Below are 19,344 nucleotides of genomic sequence, written 5' to 3' on the forward strand. Positions count from 1 at the left end.
CGTCGCGTTCGGGCCCGATCGGGCCGGGATCAGAGGGGTTCGTAACCGGTGTACGGGTCGTTGTACGGGTCGTCGCCGCAGGCGGGGTCTGGCGTCGCGTCGTCGGCAAGTACGCCCGGTGCGGCGGGCGTTGGTTCGGGGTGTCGCTCTTCGGCGGGCGGCACGTCGGACTTCGGTTCAGGAGGTGTGCTGCTCATCCGACGGATGGATGCCTCTCCGGTCATGTCCAGGTGAAGGCGGGCTCGCGGACCCTGCGCGCACTGAGTATCGATGCCTGCCGCGGGTCCTCGCGATGGGGCGGATGACCTAAAGATCGGACCGAGGGGACTCCGCGCCGGTGGCATGGCCTTCCGCCGGGGTGATTCCCGCCTGGGTGAGGCTGACCGCGAGTGCGGTACGCGAGGTAACCCCGTATTTGCGCATCGCGGAGTTCAGTTGCGCGGCGATGGTCTTCGGGGAACGGGAAAGTGCCCGTGCGATGGCCGGGTTGGTCAGACCGGTGAGCATCAGCCGGACCACTTCCAGCTCGCGCGGGGACAGTTGGTCGCCGTAGCCGCGCCGCCCGCCGCGCCACACCTCACGTACCGGCGCCCCGGCCGCATGGCGCGCGCCGTGCACCCGGGCGGCGTCCGTCCGGGCTCCCAGAGCCGTGAACCCGGCCTGCGCGCGGGCGAGTTCGGCCAGTCCGGTGTCCCTGTCCCCCGCTGCCAGCAGGCAGCCGGCCCGGCGTTCGGCCGCGCGCAGTGCCTCGTACGGCCGGGGCAGGCGCCTCCAGGCGGTAGCGGCCCGGCCGAACGCGGCGGCTGCCTCGACGCTGCGGCCCTCTCCCTCTGCCAGGACTCCGCGACACGTCTCCAGGGCCGCGTCCGCCGCCGGCAGGTTCCTGCCACTGAGCCCTTCGGCCAGGTCCGCGACGAACTGCCGTGCCCGGTCCGGCCGTTCGACCGCGAGCAGCGCGCCGGTCCGCACGGGTGCGAACTCGGTGGCCCACAACCAGATGTTCTTGCGGGCCACGACATCGGCCGGTCCGTCCGTCAGCTCCACCGCCTCGGCGGCCGACCCCTCGGCGAGCCGGATCCGCGCCAGGGCCGCCGCGGGCTCCAGCGGCAGATCCACGATGCCCCGCCGCAACCCCGCGTCGAGCACCTGGCGCAGCCGCTCCTCGACGGTCCCGAGCCCACCCTCGTCCACCGCCACCGCCACGGGGCCGGGATCCGCTCCCCCGCCGCCGGTCGCCCGGTCCAGCAGGGCCGTGATCAGCAGGGCGTCCAGCTGGACGACTGGTTCCTCTTCCACCCCTGCCAGGGCGGCGGCTCGCTCGGCCAGTCCGTCCCAGGCGCCGGTGAACCAGTCCAGGTGCACCAGCGTCACCCGGATCATGTCCTGGAGCCGCTGGTACCGGTGTTCTTCGGCCCTGGCCAGCCCGGTCGTCAGCAGCGCCCTGGCCTCGTCGTAGCGGCCCCAACGCAGCGCCGAGTTGCCGATGTTGAGTCCGCCGCGGGCCAGCTGCATCATTCCTTCCGGGGTCGTCGCGGTGTCGGGCAGTTCCGCGGCCACGGCCCAGCCGGTCTCATCTCCCATGTCCAGTAAGGAAGTTGCCCGGTCCCCCACCAGAGCCAGCCGCTGGTCCGCCGTCATCGGCAGCCGGGCCGCGTCGGCCGCCCGGTTCAGCCAACGGCGGTGCTCCTCGGCGGACATCATGGTGCTCGGCGGGCTGCCGAGCGTGTTCATCGCCCAGGCGGCCTGGAACGGATCGCCGGCCAGATCCGGCAGCGCCTTCTCCAACTCCACTGTTGCGGCGGCGTACTCGGCCACCTGCAGCAGCATCCTCCCCAGTTGGATACGGACGGCCGCGCGGTCGTGCGGGGCGAGCGCCTCCCCGTCCAGCACCCTGCGCAGCGCGCGGATCAGGTCGCCGCGGGCGACGAGCCCGGCGAAGGCCAGGACCGGCATCTTCTGTGCCCACCGGGCCACCGAGGCGGCGGGCGGATCGTTCCCGGTGAGCAACTCGTACAGCAGTCCGACGGCGGTGCGATGGTCCCCGGAGGCCAGCGCGAGGTCGGCGGTCAGTTCCGCGTACTCGCGCCACTGCCCGGTGTCCCCGGCCTCCCGGTAGTGGTGGGCGAGCCGGGCCACCGGCTGCGGCGTCATGGCCCGCAGTGAGCTGCCCGCTCCCCGGTGCAGGGCCCGTCGGTCGGGCGCGGGCGTCATGTCGTAGACGGCACGGGCCGCCAGCGCGTGCCGGAAACTGACCCGGCCGGCCCGGTCTTCGCCCAGCAGTCCACTGCGTACGGCGGCGTCCACGGCCCCTCCGGCAACGTTGTCCGGGAGCCCGCTCACCGTCGCGAGGACGGCAGGGCCGACCGGTTCGGCCAGTACGGAGGCGGCCCGCAGCACGCGTTGCGCATCCGGGGTGAGGCGCGAGGCGCGCTCGGCGACGGCGTCCCGGATGGTGGGCGGCACCGCGATGTCGGCCAGCGTCCTGCGTACCCACTCGCCGTCGCGCCGGACCAGATCGGCCCGGTCGCGCAGCAGCCGGACGGACTCCTCGATCGCCAGCGGCACCCCGTCGGTCCGTTCCTGGAGGAACGACGCGAAGGTCTCGGAGACGTGTTCGCCGTCCAGCATCGACGACATCAACTCGGCGGTCTGTGGCACGTCCAGCGCGCCGAGGCAGATCCGTACGTATCCGGTGCCGGCCGGGGGCCGGGAGGTCAGCCGCATCAGCGCGGACTCCGGCGCCACGTCCTCGGGACGGTAGGTCAGCACCAGGCTCATCCGGCGGGTACGACGGGAGGTGAGGAACAGCAGGAAGTCCAGGGTGGCTTCGTCGGCCCAGTGGACGTCCTCCAGGACCAGCACGCCGACGCCCATGGCGTCCAGCAGTTCGGCCAGTGCGCGGAAGAGCCGGTGCCGGGCGGCGCCCGCGTCCGACAGCGCCTCGGGGGCCGGCGGCAGGTCCTGCGCCCACTCCGGGAACAGCGGGCGCAGCACCCCGGCGAGGGGTGTGAGGGCCAACTCGGCCACATCGGGTTGGGCATCGCGGGCTGCGTCGACGACCGGGCTGAGGGTGAGGGCCTCCCGGAACGGGGGGCACATGGCGGCCAGCGGCCGTAGGGCGGCGACACCGGGCTCGTCCAGCGCCTCCTGAACGAGCCGGCTCTTGCCGATTCCGGCCTCGCCCTCGACGAGAACGGTGGCCGGCGGCCGGGCCAGGGCATCCGTCAGCCGGTGCAGTTCGGCCGCCCGTCCGACAAAACGGGGAGCACTGAGACCGGGCAGCACACGCGGGAGGCCGCCCTCCGCAGAGCGCTCCATCCGACCCGCCTTCCCCACCCCGCCCAGGGCCTGTGCGACCCCAACTCCGATCGCCCGTGCGGGCCTCGACATCGCAGCATGCCACGATCGCCGCACCGACCGCTCCCGGGTAGGGCAACTGCTGCCGCTACAAGTGATTCTGAGGGGCATCACTTATTGACGGATCGTCAAACACGTGTCGTCGCCGTTGCAATGCCCCGGTCGCAGTGCCGCACCACCGACGGCGAAGCGGGTGCTTCGCACGGGGCCTGGTGACTCATGGCTGTCGTCGACGCCGGCGTCAGTGCCGGTGCCGGTGCCGGTGCACGGAACTCGCCCACTCTCTACGGGTGTTGCGCACGGCGCCACGTCCGGAGCCGACTCAACCACGGACGAGGTGCCCGATCGCCCGCCCGATACTCTCCCCGCCCGACGCTCCTTCGGAACAGCCCGGTCCACGGATCTCGCGCACTCGGTCGTCAGTCACGTACGGATCCGCCGTGATGTTTCCGGACGGAGGCGCTGGGTTCGGGGTGGGCGCCGGTGAGCTCGGGCTCCAGGCCCTCGCTCAACCCGGCGGGTCCACGACCTACGTCGGTGCGCCAGGCCTCGAAGGCCCAGGTCGTGAGGGCCACGACCGCGAGGCCCAGGAGCCAGCCGCCCACGACATCGCTGAACCAGTGGACGCCGAGTGCGATCCGGGTGAAGCCGACGCCGAGGACGGACACCACCGCGGCGGTCCAGCACAGTGCCCGCAGAGCGCGCGGCACCATGGGCAGCAGCACCAACAGCAGGATGGCGAACGAGGTGGTCGCGGTCATCGCGTGTCCCGAGGGGAAGGAGAATCCCGGCGCGTGCGCGACCGGGTCCTCCAGGGACGGTCGGGCCCGCTCGACCACCGTTTTGACCAGCAGCCCGATCAATCCGCCGGCTGTGGCCGTCACGGCGGACCAGGCAGCGAGTCGCCAGGCCCGGCGGTACAGCAGCCACGCGGTCAGCAGCGCGACGATCGTCCGCAGGGTGACCGGGTCCCATACCCGGTCGGACAGGAAGCGCAGGATGTCCGTCCATGCCGGGTGATCGAGAGCGGTCTCGTTCAACCGCCGTGCCGTGCCCGCGTCGAGACGCCGCAGCGGCTGCCACCGCCCCTCGACCAGAACGAGCAGCAGACCGAACGGAACAGCGGCTACGGCGGCGACAGCGACCGAACCGAGGAGGTGGAGGCCGAATCTCCGGTCGGCCGCCCGACGGCGACGGAGGTCACTCAGTCGCTGGGCCGTGGTGCGCACCACCATTCAGACTCCCGGGTCGGCTGTGATCGGGCCGGGCCTAAGCGCCCGCGCGGCCTCCAGCTGCGCGGCGAAGGACAGGCCCAGAAAGAGGGCTATGGAGGTCAGGTAGGCCCAGAGCAGCAGGGACATGAAGGCGCTGAGCGGGCCGTAGACCGTGTCGAAGGACCCGCTGATGTCCAGGTACAGGCTCAGCAGCCAGGTCAGGGCCGTCCACAGGACGAGATACACGGCGGCGCCGAAGGCCAGCCAGGTGTAGCCGGGCTGACGGCGGCGGGGGGAACGGCGGAAGATCGCGCTGGCCGAGAGGAGGGCGAGCAGCAGGCCGAAGGGCCAGCGCAGGATCTCGCAGGCGGTCCTGGCATCACCGTCGAGGTGGTACACCGTCGCCGCCGCGGCGGCCAGGTCGCCGCCGGCCACCATCATGACGAACCCGAGTCCGAGCGGGATCCCTGCGCTGAGGGACATCACGAGCCCGCGCAGGTACTTCTGGTGGAAGGGGCGGTCGCGTTCGTTGCCGTAGATCCGGTTGGCACCGCGTTCGATCTGGCACATCGCGGTGGTGACGTTGACCAGGGAGAAGAGCAGGCCGAACCAGAGGGCGATCTCGTCACCGTCGCCCGCGCTGTGGCGGCTTCGGTCCAGTGCGTCGTCGACGATGTCGGAGCTGGGTCCCTGCGCGATCCGGTGGATGGTCAGTTCGGCGAGTCTCCCGATGTTCTCCGTGTGCAGCGCGGTGGAGAGCCCGACGAAGGCGATGGCCAGCGGGATCACCGCCAGCACCGTCTGCAGGGCGAGCGCGCGGGAATGGCTGAAGCCGTCGGCGTAGCGGAACCGGACGAAGGAGTCGCGCAGCAGCGGCCAGCGGCCGTAGCGGCGGAGCGAGGCCAGGGCCTCGTCGGCCGAGAGTTCGTCGCCGGTCATGTCGCGGGTCTCGGGGACCTTGGTGGCGGTGCCCATTCACTTCTCCCGGGTGGGCAGCAGCACGGTCAGCGCGCCGGGGCTGACCTCGGCGGTGAGACGCCGGCCGTGGGACACCGGGTCCCCGTCGAGTTCACGCGACTGCGGTACGGCGAAGGTGAGTTCGGCCCGCCGGAACGTGCGGAACTCCACTGGTACTCCCTCCGTGCCGGTGCCTTCGGGGACGAGCGTCTTCACGGTCGTGGGTCGCGTGTTCCGCCCGCGTCCGCGTATCAGGATGCCCAGGGCGCGCATCCAGCCGCCGGGGCCGCGCGGGTCCAGGATCAGCAGATCGAGCAGCCCGTCGTCGGGCCGGGCGGCCGGGAGGAGGGTCAGACCGCCTTGTACGGTGCCGACGTTGGCGAGGAGCACCATGCGGGCCGTGCGGTGCAGGACGGGCGCGTCGTCGAGCCGGACCGTCAGCCGCATCCGAGGTGTGCGCAGGGTGCCGACGGTGGCGAGTACGTAGGCGAGCCAGCCGACGGCGGACTTGGCGCGCTCGTCGGTGTGTTCCAGCATCGCGGCGTCGAGTCCGGCCCCGGACATCGCGGTGAAGTGGGTGGGGGCGAGGCCGTCGCCCTCGATGCGGCCGAGGTCGATGCGGTGCGGGGTGCCGGACAGGGCGGCGTCGAGCGCGGTGGCGGGGGTGAGCGGCAGGCCGAGGTTGCGGGCCAGCAGGTTGCCGGTGCCGCAGGGCACCACGACGAGCGGTACGTCGGTGCCGGCCAGGGCGTCGGCGGCCGCGCGGACGGTTCCGTCGCCGCCGCAGACCACGACCAGTTCCGCTCCGCCACGGACCGCGCCGGCCGCCTGGCCGGTGCCGGGGTCGTCGGCGGTGGTCTCGATGAACTTCGGTGCGCGGTGGCCGTGTTGTTCCAGGATCCGCCGCAGTTTCTCGCGGGCCGCCGCGTCGGTCACCGTGGGGTTGAAGATCACGGCGGTGCTGCCGGGCTCGCGCTCCTCGGCCTGCTCGGTCGTGTCGGCGTGCCCGGTCCGCTGCGCGGGAACGGCGACCACGGAGCCGTCGGTGAACAGGGCGCGGCCGACGATCAGCAGGGACAGGGTGCCGTTGGCCAATCCGCCGATCACGTCCGTGGGGTGGTGCATGCCCCGGTAGAGGCGGGAGACGCCGACAACCAGTGGCACGAGGAACAGCAGCCCGGCCAGCGGCCACCGCCACGGCCTGCGCACCCGGGACAGCACGAGCACCGCGAGTCCGGCGTAGAGCGCGGTGGCCGCGCCGGTGTGTCCGGAAGTGTAACTGGACGTGGGCGGGGAGGCGTCGAGGCGGTCCACGTGCGGGCGGGTCCGGTCCACCGACTCGGTGACGGCCAGGAACACCAGTGCCTGGAGCGAGACGACGACAGCGAGGAAGACCGCCTGACGCCACATCGGCAGCCGGGGTACGAGCACCAGCGCCACACAGGTCAACAGGGTGACCGCGATCACCGTGAGGGTGTTGCCCGCCTCCGAGCCGAGGTACGACAGGGTGGTGAGCGGGCCCGTACGGATCCGCTCGAACCCCTCGTTGGCATGGTCCTCGACCGTCAGCGGCCATACGTTCCGGGCCGGGCCCGTGATCAGGAGCCCGAAGCCGACGATCAAGGCGGCCTGACAGACGGTCAGTACGCCGATGCGCGCTGCGGTCCTGCCGGTACCGCGGGGCAGCACAGGCGACCAGCCCCGCCGGACCGCCTCGGATTCCTCCCCTGTCGCTCCTGCTGCTCTTCCCGGCACGGCGGTCGGCATCGGGGCTCCCACGGGTCGGCGCCTCGCGGCGGTCCACGGCCGGGTGGCGTTCGCACCCGATCCATCGCCGTCTGCCCCCGAAGCGGGGGCGCAGACACCCCCTCACGTGGGAATCCACGAGCCCGTGCCCCGGGGCCAGGTCGGCGAATCATCCACCTGGTGATCACCAGAGGATTTGCCCGAGAGCGTCATCATGGTCGTGGCCATCGTCGACGCGGGCACGGGCGTCCTCGCCGAGACCCCCGACTTCCTGGCCCGCGGCTTCGCCCACGACGCCACTTTCGAGCCGGTCGTCCTTGTCATCGAAAAACGCTGGCCAACGCCGCCCAGGAGGGCGTCGGCGACACCCACCAGCTCGAACAACTCGTCGCACACGCCGTGGCCAAGTGGGCCTTCCGCGCCCACCGGCGCAGGCCCCTGATCATCCCTGTCATCATCGACGCCTGACCGGGCTGTCACCTCAGCAGCGCCCGGCTCCCGCGCCGGGGCAGAGTGTGTTTCGATTCGCAACAGCACCGTGCCTCCACGCACGTCAGAAAGGTGAACGGATGGGCCTGCGCTTCGAAGAGATCGACTGGCAACCGACGCCCATCGGCGAGATCAGTCTGCGTCGGCGCCGCCACCCGGTCTCGGGGGATGACGTGTACGAGGTAAAGCTCGGCGACGAGTTCCTGATGTCCAGCCTCTTCACCACCGGCGAGATCGCGCTCACGGAACTCGCCCTGGCCGAACTGCCGGACATCGAGCTGGACGTGGCCGTCGGCGGACTCGGACTCGGCTACACCGCCCAGGCCGTCCTGGACGATCCGCGGGTGCGGACACTGACGGTGATCGACGCGCTCGCCGAAGTCATCGACTGGCACCAGCGGGGCTTGGTGCCCCTCGGAGCCCGGCTGTCCTCGGACGCCCGCTGCCGCCTGCTGCACGGAGACTTCTTCGCACTGGCCGCCGGTCCGTGCGGTCTCGACCCCAAGGAGCCGGGCCGCCGCTTCCACGCCATCCTGCTGGACGTCGACCACTCGCCGCGCCATGTGCTCCACCCACGCCACGCGGCGCTCTACCAGCCCGCCGGGCTCCGCACGCTCGCCGGTCACCTCCACCCCGGCGGGGTGTTCGCCTTGTGGTCGAACGACCCGCCCGACGCGCAGTTCACCTCCGCGCTCTCCGAGGTCTTCGCACAAACAGCGGCCCATGTCGTCGCCTTCGACAACCCGCTGCAGGGCGGTACCTCGACCAACACCGTCTACCTGGCCGGCAAAGCACCGGACAGGCCCTGAAGATCGGCTGTCCGCGCTGCGGGGCGTCGATCGACACAGAGTGGGGGCCGACCTGCGCGAAGCCCACAGCGACTTCAGTTGTTGACAGCGCACGCGCGCCGGACGGACCTGGACTCCAGGGCCGTCCGGCGGCTGAGGCCGGTGCGGTCAGTGCGCCGCCCGGTGGTGGCCGATGGTGATGCCGCAGGCGAGTGCCGCGGTGGGGCCGGCGTAGACGGTGGTGCCGGTGGACTTCTTCCACACGTTGATGAGGAAGGTGTCCGGGGAGTCGGTGGCGGTGATGCTGACGCCGTAGCCCTTGACGCCGTTGAGGGTGCCTGAGCCCTGGTAGCGGGCGCGGGAACCGGTGACCACCAGCCAGTCGGACGCCGTGGAACGGAACTTGAGACCCACTGCCTTGAAGTCGAAGGCGACTCTGCCGGTGGGGGTGGTGGCGTTCCTGCCGTAGGAGAGGTCGAAGGAGAAGGCTGCCTTTCCGGTCAGCCGGGGGGAGGCGGGGTAGGCGCCGGCCGGTGAGACGAAGGTGCCGGTACCCGCGGCCGGGCCGGCCGCGCGGTCGTAGACGACCAGGTCGGTGAGGGTCCTGGAGGTTGCGGCGCCGTCGTCGTCGGTGACGGTGACGGTCGGGTGGTAGATGCCGGCCTTGGGGTATGTGTGGCCCACGCGGCATGAGGTGGGGGCTGTGCCGTCGGCCCAGTCGACGGAGCAGCTGAGCGTGTCGCTGCGGCCCGGGTCGGTGTAGTGGACGGTGAGGGTGGTCTTCGCGCCCACCGACACCGGCTTGGCGGGCCCGGTGGCGTCGCGGATCACCGGGGGTGCGTTGGTGACGGTGACGGAGACGGTGTCGCTGCTGCGGCCGGCGGTGAGGGTGACCTCGTAGGTGCCGTTGTCGGTGCAGGTGACGGCAGGAGTGAGGGTCTTGGCGTGGGCGATGGCGCACGGGGCGCCGGATTCGGCACGCCACTTCGGGGTGACGTCCGCGCCGGAGAGGGTGCCGGTGAGGGCGATGGCGCTGCCCTCCGGCCCGGAGGCGTCGGGACCGGCGTGCGCGACGGTCACCGGGGCGATGCTGGTGAGGGTGGGGACCACCGGCTTGATCAGGCCGTCGGCGTCGAACTCCAGCTTGTCGATGGTGGTTTCGCGGTGGGTGCCGTCCCCGCCCGGGATGGCGAACCGGTGGTAGGCGATGTACCAGTCGTCGGTGCCGGGGACCCGGACCACCGAGTGGTGGCCGGTGCCCTTGATGCCGAGTGCCACGTCCTTCGACAGGATCACGCCGCGCTTGGTCCAGGGGCCCAGCGGCGAGCTGCCGGTGGCGTACGCGACCTGGTAGTTCTCGTCGCCGGTGTCGTTCTCCGACCACATGAAGTAGTAGACGCCGTGCCGCTTGATCGTGAACGCGCCCTCCCGGAATCCGTCCGGGGTGATCGTGGTGACCTTGGAGGTGTCCAGGGAGATCATGTCGTCGTTCAGCGGGACGACGTACGCGCCGCCGTTGCCGAAGTAGAGGTACGACGTCCCGTCGTCGTCGGTGAAGACCGCCGGGTCGATCATCTGGCCGCTGAACTTGCCTGCCGCGAGGAGGGGTTTGCCGAGCGCGTCCTTGAAGGGGCCGGCCGGGGAGTCCGAGACGGCGACGCCGATGTTGGCGTCCGCGCAGAAGTAGAAGTAGTACGTCCCGTTCTTCTCGGTGATCGTCGGCGCCCAGGCCCGGCTGTCGGCCCAGGAGACGTCCGGGCCCAGGTCGAGGATGACGCCGTGGTCCGTCCAGTGCACCAGGTCGGTGGAGGAGTACGCCTTGAACTGGGTGCCGCTCCACCCGGGGAAGCCGTCGGTGGTCGGATAGATGTAGAAAGTGTCGCCGAAAACCACGATGTCCGGGTCGGCGTTCAGGCCGGGCAGTACGGGACTTCTCATCTGCATCGCCTGTACGGTCCAGACGCGGGTCGCGCCGTCCGAGCCGGTGACGGTGTACTTGACCGGCTTGGTGAAGTTTCGGACCGTGCCGGAGGCGGGGCTGATGGTCGCGCCGTTGGCCAGGGTGAACTCCGGTGCCAGAGCGGTGAGTTCGGTGCCTTCCTTGACCGGCAGCACGATCCGGCTCTGGGTGTCGGTGACGATCGCGTCGGTCTTCAGCTCGGGGAGCGTGGCAGTGGCGATACCGGTGGTGTTGCCGCTCAGCTCCAGCACCTCGGCCGCCGACAGCGCGCGGTCGTAGATCCGGAAGTCGTCCACCTGGCCGGCGAAGTAGGGGTCGGCGGCGTACAGCGACTTGCCGATGTAGCCGCTGTAGCCCTTCGAGGCGTCATAGAGATCCGACGGCTTGATCGTCACCCCGGTGGTCCGGGCCACCTGCACCCCGTTGAGGTAGAGGACCGCGACACCGGTGGCGCCGTTGAGTGTGACAGTGATGTGTTTCCACTCACCGGCGGCGAGCTTCGAGCCCGCCGACAGCTTCGACTCGGCGCCCCAACTCCCGGTGGTGACAGCCGAGTAGAGACTCCCGCCGCCGTTCGACGGGGTCGCGAAGAGGTACTTGTCGCTGTTCGGGCCGAGGCCGAAGAGCCACTGGTTGACCGCCGTCGACGTCGGATCCCACTTGGCGTAGGTGGAGACGGTGACGCTGTCGGAATCCTTCAGCACGCCGTTCGGGATCTTGACGTACGGCGAGGTGGTGGAGGAACTGGATCCGCCGCTCATCACGAACGAGCCGCCGTGCACACCCGTCCCGAAGGCCGGAGTGTTGACATAGGTGCCGTGGTTGCCGTGGCCGCTGGAGTCCCTGACGACATTGCCCGACGTCTCGTCGAAGTCGTACCGCAGGACCAGGCCCGCAGGGATGTCGGTGCCGCCGTCCTTGGACACCGTGACATGGGCCTGGACGCGGAGCGTGGCGCCGTCCGGGAGGGTGCCGTTCACGGTGAACGTCCCGGCCGATTCGTATGCCGACGCCGGGACGTCCTCCCAGGTCACGGAGACCGGTCGGGTGACGCCGTCGGCGTACTGGGCGATGACGGTCGCGGGCAGCACCGGCGCGCTGCCGACGGCGGTGGAGACGGTGACGTCCTCGGCGCTCTCCACCAACTGGTCGGGCTGGTAGGCGCGCAGCAGCCGGTCGTACTCGGCCTCGGTGACCGGCAGCACGGTGCCGTGGCGTGGCGTGGATGGCAGCGAGTAGTCGGCGGACGGGGTCCAGACGCCTGAGTCGAGGTCGGTCGTCTCGAACGGTATGTAGCCGCGGCCCCCGAACTCGTCGAGGAAGAGGTACCACTTCTCCTCGGTGTTGGACTTGAAGACCAGCGGTCCCTCGGCGGCGCTCATCGTGCCCTTGCCGATGCCCTCGGCGACGGAGTCGTAGTCGGCGTCGAGGATCGAGCCGGCCTTCTCCTCGAAGATGAACTTGCTGTTCGGGGAGGAGGAGGTGTTGTTCCGCTCGTCCTTGGAGAAGCGGTAGTACTGGCCGTCGTGCTCGATCATCGTGGAGTCGATCACCGAGTAGCCGCGGTCGATCCACACCTTGGGCTTGCTGAAGGTACGGAAGTCACGGGTGGTGGCGTACATCATGCGGTTGTAGGTGTCGCCGGTGTGCGCGTCGTTGTCGTAGATCTTCGACGCCCAGAAGACGACGTATGAGCCGAGGGATTTGTCGTAATACGCTTCCAGGGCCCAGGTGTTGCCGGCCTCCTTCGGCGAGACGGTCACCAGCCGCTGGTCGGTCCAGTGCACCAGGTCGGTCGACTCCCACACCATGATCGCCCGGCTGCCGGTGCGCTGCGCGGCGTCCCAATCACCGTTGCCGTAGATCCGCAGGTCGGTGGCGATCTGGTAGAACTTGTCGCCTTCGGGAGAGCGGATGATGAACGGGTCGCGCAGCCCCTTCTCGCCCAGCGTCGAGGACAGCACCGGGTTGCCGCTGTTGATCTCCCGCCAGTTCAGCGGGTCGTTGCCCTTGCTCAGACCGAAGCGGACCTGCTCGCCGTCGGAGGTGCCCTCACCGGTGAAGTAACTGAAGAGGTAGCCGGACTTGACTTCCGGCACCGGCAGTTCGGGCACCTTGGCGGTGAACGTGCGGGTCGCGGATGCGTCGTCGCGGGTGACGGTCGCGGTCAGTTCGACGGTGGCCGAACCGTCGCCCGCGGCCGGGCGGTCGACCACCCCGTCGGCGGAGACCACGGACGGGTCGGCGGACGACCAGTCGACCGTGGTGGAGTAGTCGCCGGTGGCGGGCAGCGTCAGGTTGCCGCGTACGTCGTCGATGTTCGGGACGGTCAGCGAGGCTGCGGCCTGGTCCACGGCGTGCTGGTCGTCGAAGTCCGCCAGCACGGTGATGTCGAAGGACTTGGTGTCGCTCACCGCGCCCTTCTTCAGCGTCGCGGTGAGCGTCGCGTGACCGTCGGGCTCACCGCTCGCAGGGCGGGTGACGGCGCCGGTCGCCGACACCACGGACGGCGCGTCGCTGGACCAGCTGATCGAACTGCCGCCCGCCGTACCCGCGGTGGGCAGCGTCAGGTCCGACACGACGGCGTCGGTGCCGTCGCCGAGGCTCAGCGCGGCCTTGTCCCGCGCGACCCCGTCGGTGGCGATCGGCAGCGCCAACTGCTCGACCTCGGAGGCGTCCAGCGCCCGGTCGTATACCCGGAAGTCCTTGATCTTCCCCTTGAAGTACTTGTCGCCGGAGTAGAGCGACCGGCCGATGTAGTTGGCAGTGGTGGTGCCGCCGCCGATCGAACCCGGCGTGATGCTGACGGCGGTGTTGCGGGCGACCTCCACACCATCGTCGTAGAGCACGCCGGTGCCGCTTGCCGTCTGCGTGTAGGAGAGGTGCTTCCACACGGTGCGCGGCAGGTTGTACGAGGCGGCGGGCGCGGTGGTCTGCTCGGTCGACCAGTTGCCGGAGGCGATGGAGGTGCGGAAGGTGTTGCCGGTGGTGAAGAGATAGCCGTTGCCGTTGGAGCCGCTGGAGTTGCCGAATCCGTAGATGAAGTACGGACTGGCCTGCGCGGAGTCGATCTGCACGTCCAGCGACACGGTGATCGCGCTCATGCCGCTCAAGATGTTGTCCGGCACTTTGACGTAGGTGTCGGACCCGTTGAGGGTGAGGCCGTCGCCGGCGTTCCAGCCGGCGGTGCCGTTCACGGTGCCGTCCCGGCCGTGGCCCGAGGAGTCGGCGGCCAGTTGACCGGAGGCCGCGTCGAATTTGTACCAGAGGGCGAGGCCGTCGGTGATCTCCGAGGAGCCCGCGGTGGCTGCCGCGTTCGTGGCGTGTGCGGTGGTCGGCAGCAGCGTCACGGACATCGCGGCGAGGGCAACCACTGCGAGCCTGCGGCGCCGGGACCGGCTCCGGGGCGCGTTCCAGTTTGCTCTAGACATGACAAATCGATGCAGCATCGGCGGGTTTTCCTCCACGGTCGATCGGGGGCAGAGAAAGGCCGACGGTGCGGCATTTCGGCAATGTGATGTTGTGGTTTCGAGAGTGTCAAACGGTGCGTGGTGCAGCGTCAAGAGGCGAGAGCGCATGTGCGGCCGGTCGGACGATCCAACGTGACGTGGAAGAGATTCCGGGGAGCGGTAAGTGGACCTTCTGGCATGTCGTATCCGGCCCGTCCCCCCTGGAAATCCGCAGTTCAAGAGTGAGCGTGCGGAGCTGATTCGGCGGGTGGGATGACCGGATCAGCGGCCTGCCGACCGGGCCCGGATCATCCTGGCGTCCGCCGACGGTGGGTCGAGCGGGGGCGTCGCGCGGCCCGTTGGCGTGGTGGTGAAGACGGTGAGGAGGTGGCGTGGGATTCCTCGCTACGGGGCGGCGTACGGCCGTCTTGGGGCACCGGCCACATCGGTGGGCCGAAGGCCCACCCGGTCCCGAGAGGGCGGTATGTGACGTTATGTAACATCTGTCGCCACTGGAACGAATGGCATCGCGGCATCTCCGCTGCTCGGGAGGCTCGGGAGGCTCGGGAGCGCTGGCGTGTCACCGTGAGCGACCGCCAGTCCTACAAGAGCGACTTACCCGACGAGCGCTGGGCCCTGATCGAGCCCGTGGTGACCTCGTGGAAGGCCCGGCACCCCTCAGTCAGCGGCCACCAGGGCAACTACGCCATGCCGGAGATCATCAACGTCATGCTCTACCAGTCCCCCACCGGTTGCCAGTGGGACTACCTCCCTCACGACCTGCTGCGCTGGCAGGTCCGGGAGAAGAGGGGCCGATCAGCCGACCCCAGCCTGGTGGTGCTCGACACCCAGAGCCTGCACGCCGCTGCGGGAGTCCCGGCTCCGAGCCCGATCGCGCACGACCGCACGTCGGCTGCCGCATCAATAACATCGACCATGGCGCACGAACGAACCTGACGCTCGATCAGTCGCACGTCAGCGTGGGTGTCCCCCAGTCACCGTGGTCGTTGCCATTGCCGTCACCCGCGTCATCGACCTTGAGGTCGATCACCTGGGCACCGCTGACGTCGACGTCGATCGGCACCGCGGCCTGATTGCCGCGGATCGTCGGCGTGGTGACCAGGGTCTTGCCGTCGGCGATCACGGAGAACGTCACCGTGCCCGCACCACCCGTCTCGTCGTCGACGCCGACGTCCGCCGTCAACCGCGAGCACCGTCCGGTGAGGTAGAGCTCGACGTCGCTCACGGAGTTGGTGCCCAGACCCTTGGCGTAACCGACCCCGGCGATGGTGATCGGACGACCGTCACCGGCCGCCTGCTCACCGACGCTGGTGTCCCGTTCCACCGGGCCCCACCCGTTGGTGGACGAGAGGAACGGCAGGTCGCTCACCTCGCTCTTCCCGGTCGGCGGAGCCGGCGGGATCCCGCGGACAATGCGTTCGTCTCCGCCGACCGCCTGCCGTCCGTTCTGCCGGTAGTGCACCGTGGCGGTGAGTGCCGAGGCGGACGGCAGCGTTCCGGTCGGCGGCTGGACCTGCCAGGTGAACGTGGCCGATGTGCCGGGTGGCAGGCCCTTGACCGACGTGGGGCTGGTGGCACTCACGCTCCAGCCGTCGGGCGCGGAGAGCGACGCCGTCAGTCCGGAAGCGGACGGTCGGTCCTTCGGCACCCGTACCGTCGCCCGCGCGGTGAAGGGCTGTCCCGGCTGGGCGGTGTCCGGCACGCCCAGGGTGACGTCCACTCCCGGGCGCTTCGGCATGGCGTAACTACGGGGGTCGTAGGACGGGCTGTTGTTCTGCGCGACGCGCAGGGAGGAGGCGTAGCTCCCGTAGTTGGTCAGTGAGACCTTGCCGAGGCCGCCGGTGCTGCCGTCGAGGTTCCAGACGGCGATGGCGATGCTGTTGTGGCCGTTCGGGTTCAGGATGCCGTTGGGGACCGGGAAGGTGTGCTGGGGACCGAGGTAGTTGACGTAGTTGCCGACCTGCCAGCCGTTCACGAAGATCGCGGCCCGGTACTTGCGTGACGGGTCGTCGGTGAACGTCAGCCCGAGCGAGGTGTCCTGGCCGTGCGGCAGGTCCAGGTTGGCGTCGGTGCGGTACCAGGAGACCCCGGGAGTGGTGTCGGTCGTCGGGAGGGACACACGGCTCCAGTCGCCGTCCGGGTAGCCCGGCAGGGACCAGCCGGCCCGCTCGCCGTAGAGGCCGCCCGTCGACAGCGGGCCGCGGACCGTGTCCTGGAGGTCCTCGCCGCCCCGTACGCCCTGGAGGCGCCAGGTGACGGAGGTCAGTGGCGCGCCGACGAGGGAGGCGCTGGTCAGACCGCGCGCGGTCTTGTTGCCGTTGGTGGAGTTGTAGTCCTCCTCGTGCCCCATGTTGACGGTGAGTACGGAGAGGACGTTGTCACCCGTGGACTTCACGGAACCCGCCGGGAAGGTGAAGTCACCGCTGCCGGTGGTGGAGCTGCCCAGGAAGGTGCCGTTCAGCCAGGCGGAGAACGCCTGGGCGTTTCCGCCGGAGTCCGAGACCAGGTGGATGCCGGTCTCCTTGCCGGTGGCGTGGAAGCGGCCTCGATACCACGTGTTGCCGGTGTGGAAGCCGTAGTCGTCCGCGTAGAGCACCGGCAGCGAGTTGATGCCGGAGACGCTGTTGGTGGTCGCCTTGTCGGCCACCTGCCAGCTCGTGTCGTCGAAACCGGGGGCCGCTTCGGGGGATTCCTCGGCGTGCTTCCAGTTGGTCAGCGTCGGCAGGTGGATCGGGGCGGCCACCGGGATCTTCCCGGTGAGGCTTCCCGCGTCGGTGGCGTGGGCGTTCAATGCCCTGCCGTTCCAGGTGACTTGGGAGGCGGCAGTGAACACCTCGATGTTCTTGTCGTCGGCGTTGTCGCCGGTGAGCGCCACGGTCCGGCCGCCGTGCAGACTGGTAGCCGTCCGCAGCAGGTGGGTGCCGCGCACGAGCACCGGGCCACTCGACGTGTCCTGCCGCCAGAAGGTCTTCGCCGTGGCCTTGTCGCCGACGAGCAGGAGCAGCGGGCGCTTTCCGCCGCCGCTGATGCTGATACGGATCAGGCCCTGGTGCGTGTAGTTCAGGCGGAGGTCGCCGGTGGCCGGGTCCCAGGTGGTCGTGACGGTGCCGCCGGTGGCGGTCACGGTGGGCTCGGAGGGGTAGCGCAGGACGGTTTCGCCGTCGCTGGCCCCGTCGCCGTAGAGGACGGCGACGTCCCGGTCCCCGATGGTCGCGCTGGTCATGATCTCGGAGGTCGAGTACTGCAACTGGGCTTCGCCGAGGCGGTAGTTGGCCACGATCACATGGGAGTCGCGTCCGTCGAGCGTGATCGCGGTGCCGGACTGCTGCGGCACGACCGGGTAGGTCGGCTCCGCGGTGGCGGCCGTCGGCACGTCGATGGCGTCGATGGCCACGTAGTTGTCCGTGGATCCCGAGCTGTGGTTCCCGGCGACGACGATCTTCAGGGTGTGCGTGCCGGGTGTCAGGCCGGTCTTCTGGAAGAGCACCGCCTGGCTCTCGCTGCCGGAGTCGTCGACCGTCGCCGTCTTGATGCCGTCGAGGTAGACGTCGGCGTTGCCGTGGTTGTTGGTCTTCGAGCCGATCCAGCGGATCGCGCTGCCGTCGAAGGGGACGGTGAGCGAGTCACCGGCAGTCTTCGAGAACGACTCCGTGTGCTGGTAATCGCCGCCGGTGTAGCTCGTGTTGGCCACGTGCGACCACGAACCGGTGTACTGCAGCGCGGAGTCGGGGTCGTCCCAGGTGTAGGTGGTGTCCGCGGTCGGCTGAGCGTTGAAGTCCAGTGAGATGTGGGTCCTGTCGACGGCCGTGGACGTGGAGTTGCCGTGCCGCAGGACGTGGAACTGCGTCTTGGTGTCCGGGTTCATCCGGGCGGTGTCGACGACCGCTGAGTCGTCCGGCGGTGTGGCCCTGATCGCCTCGGTCTTGGTCAACGGGGCGACGGACTGGGTGAAGTACCCGATGAGCTTGTCCTCGTCGTACTTCGGATCGAACTGGCGGGTCTCGCGGATCGCTGCCCCGTAGTCGTACGACGTGTAGTTCTCGGGCATGCCCAGCCAGCCCCAGTTGGTGCCTCCGTAGGTCATGTAGAAGCTCTGCGCCGTCGCGCCGACGGCGATGTTCTGCTTGTAGAAGACGTTGGCGAACTGGTCGTTGATGAGCTGGGCGCACTTGTCGTAGCCCGGTCCGCCCCAGGGGTCGAAAGCGCCGCCCTGGAACTCCGGTGAGTACAGCGGCTTGCCGGCCGGGTGGTCGTAGCTGATGTCCGGGACGCCGTTCCACTTCGAGGGGTTGGAGCAGTCGAAGCCCTGCGGGTAGGAGTCCGGACCGTCGACGTCCAGGGCTCCGGTACCGGAGTTGAAGGTGCCGTTGTTGTTGCCGGTCAGCGGGACCGTGATGCCGTCCGCGCGGGCCTTGTCCTCCAGGTGCTGCATGTAGGAACGGCCTGCGGCCGAGCCGTTGTAGTACTCGTTCTCGACTTGGTAGGCGATGACCGACCCGGTGCCGTTGGTCAGTTGGTGGCGGGCGATGATCCGGTCGATCTGTGTCAGCCACTCGTCCGCGTACTTGAGGAACTGCGGGTCGTCGCTGCGGTTGTTCCCTGCCTTGGCGGTCAGCCAGCCGGGCAGGCCGCCGCTGTCGACCTCCGCGTTGATGTACGGCGCCGGTCGGGCGATGACGTAGAGGCCGGCCTCCTGGGCCATGTCGAGCAGCTTGTCGACGTCCCGCACGCCGGTGAAGTCGTACACGCCCGGCTTCGGTGAGTGGTAGCCCCAATCGAAGTACAGGGAGGTCGAGTTGAAGCCGGCGGCCTTCATCTTCTGGAAGATGTCGCGCCACAGGTCCTGGCTCGGGAGCCGGAAGTAGTGGAACTCGCCGGACCACAGGTAGACGCGCTTGCCGTCCACGAAGAACGAATAGCCGTCGAGACTCACCGTGTGCGCCTGCGGACTGACGGCCGGTGCGGCGGCCGGTACCTGCCCTCCACCACCGTACGCCGCGGCGGGCGCGGTCATGCTCACCGCCAGGGCGATGGTCGCGGTCGTCGCGAGGACCGCCCTCCACCACCGAAGGCGACCGGGTCTCGCACCCTCTGAACCGATCCGACTACCCCGCACTGCGGCCTCCAGACCGACTCGACGAACAGCATCAAACAGACTCAGGCAAAGTCGAACAGTAGGGGTGTGCACGGCAGACCACAACGGGGCGGGAGAACATGGTTCAGACGCCGACGGCGGTGTAACCAGGGTCTGTCGTCAAAGGTCATCTGGCGGTGGATCACCGTGAGGTGATACACCGTCATGAACTCACCGGCCCGGAGTGGGAGTCAGACGGTTTCGTTTGGATCACTGATTCCTGATGGTG

At 69.6% G+C, this 19,344-nt stretch carries 8 protein-coding genes and 2 pseudogenes; 3 read left to right on the forward strand and 7 right to left on the reverse strand.

The window, feature by feature from the left end; translation table 11 throughout:
* Positions 1-29 precede the first annotated feature (29 nt).
* From OG714_RS01650 to OG714_RS01670, 5 genes are all read right to left on the reverse strand, one after another.
* Positions 30-197 (reverse strand): hypothetical protein, encoded by a 168-nt coding sequence (locus OG714_RS01650; protein ID WP_406117985.1) that lies wholly within the window; start codon positions 195-197, stop codon positions 30-32.
* Positions 198-306: 109 nt separating this feature from the next.
* The gene (locus tag OG714_RS01655) at positions 307-3,318 is read right to left on the reverse strand and encodes a helix-turn-helix transcriptional regulator (RefSeq protein WP_406117987.1); all 3,012 of its coding nucleotides are present in this window, start codon (positions 3,316-3,318) and stop codon (positions 307-309) included.
* A gap of 458 nt (positions 3,319-3,776) precedes the next feature.
* Positions 3,777-4,592, reverse strand: coding sequence for a phosphatase PAP2 family protein (locus OG714_RS01660; protein WP_406117989.1), 816 nt, complete (start codon positions 4,590-4,592; stop codon positions 3,777-3,779).
* Complete coding sequence (locus OG714_RS01665; protein ID WP_406117991.1) at positions 4,593-5,546, reverse strand: YihY/virulence factor BrkB family protein; 954 nt, start codon at positions 5,544-5,546, stop codon at positions 4,593-4,595.
* Positions 5,547-7,295, reverse strand: coding sequence for a diacylglycerol kinase family protein (locus OG714_RS01670; protein ID WP_406117993.1), 1,749 nt, complete (start codon positions 7,293-7,295; stop codon positions 5,547-5,549).
* Positions 7,296-7,476: 181 nt separating this feature from the next.
* Between OG714_RS01670 and OG714_RS01675 the strand changes: the two are divergent.
* Positions 7,477-7,742: pseudogene (locus tag OG714_RS01675) on the forward strand (RNase J family beta-CASP ribonuclease); the annotation flags it as partial.
* Positions 7,743-7,843: 101 nt separating this feature from the next.
* Positions 7,844-8,572, forward strand: coding sequence for a spermidine synthase (locus OG714_RS01680; protein WP_406117994.1), 729 nt, complete (start codon positions 7,844-7,846; stop codon positions 8,570-8,572).
* Positions 8,573-8,719: 147 nt separating this feature from the next.
* Here the strand turns inward: OG714_RS01680 and OG714_RS01685 are convergent, their stop codons facing one another.
* Complete coding sequence (locus tag OG714_RS01685) at positions 8,720-13,867, reverse strand: family 43 glycosylhydrolase (RefSeq protein WP_406117996.1); 5,148 nt, start codon at positions 13,865-13,867, stop codon at positions 8,720-8,722.
* A gap of 678 nt (positions 13,868-14,545) precedes the next feature.
* Here OG714_RS01685 and OG714_RS01690 point away from each other — a divergent pair.
* A pseudogene (locus OG714_RS01690) lies at positions 14,546-14,863 on the forward strand (transposase); the annotation flags it as partial.
* A gap of 61 nt (positions 14,864-14,924) precedes the next feature.
* Here OG714_RS01690 and OG714_RS01695 read toward each other — a convergent pair.
* The gene (locus OG714_RS01695; protein ID WP_406117997.1) at positions 14,925-18,995 is read right to left on the reverse strand and encodes a beta-galactosidase; all 4,071 of its coding nucleotides are present in this window, start codon (positions 18,993-18,995) and stop codon (positions 14,925-14,927) included.
* Positions 18,996-19,344: the final 349 nt, after the last annotated feature.

This window comes from Streptomyces sp. NBC_00989, from assembly GCF_045162655.1.
In the GTDB taxonomy this organism is placed as follows: Bacteria; Actinomycetota; Actinomycetes; order Streptomycetales; family Streptomycetaceae; genus Streptomyces.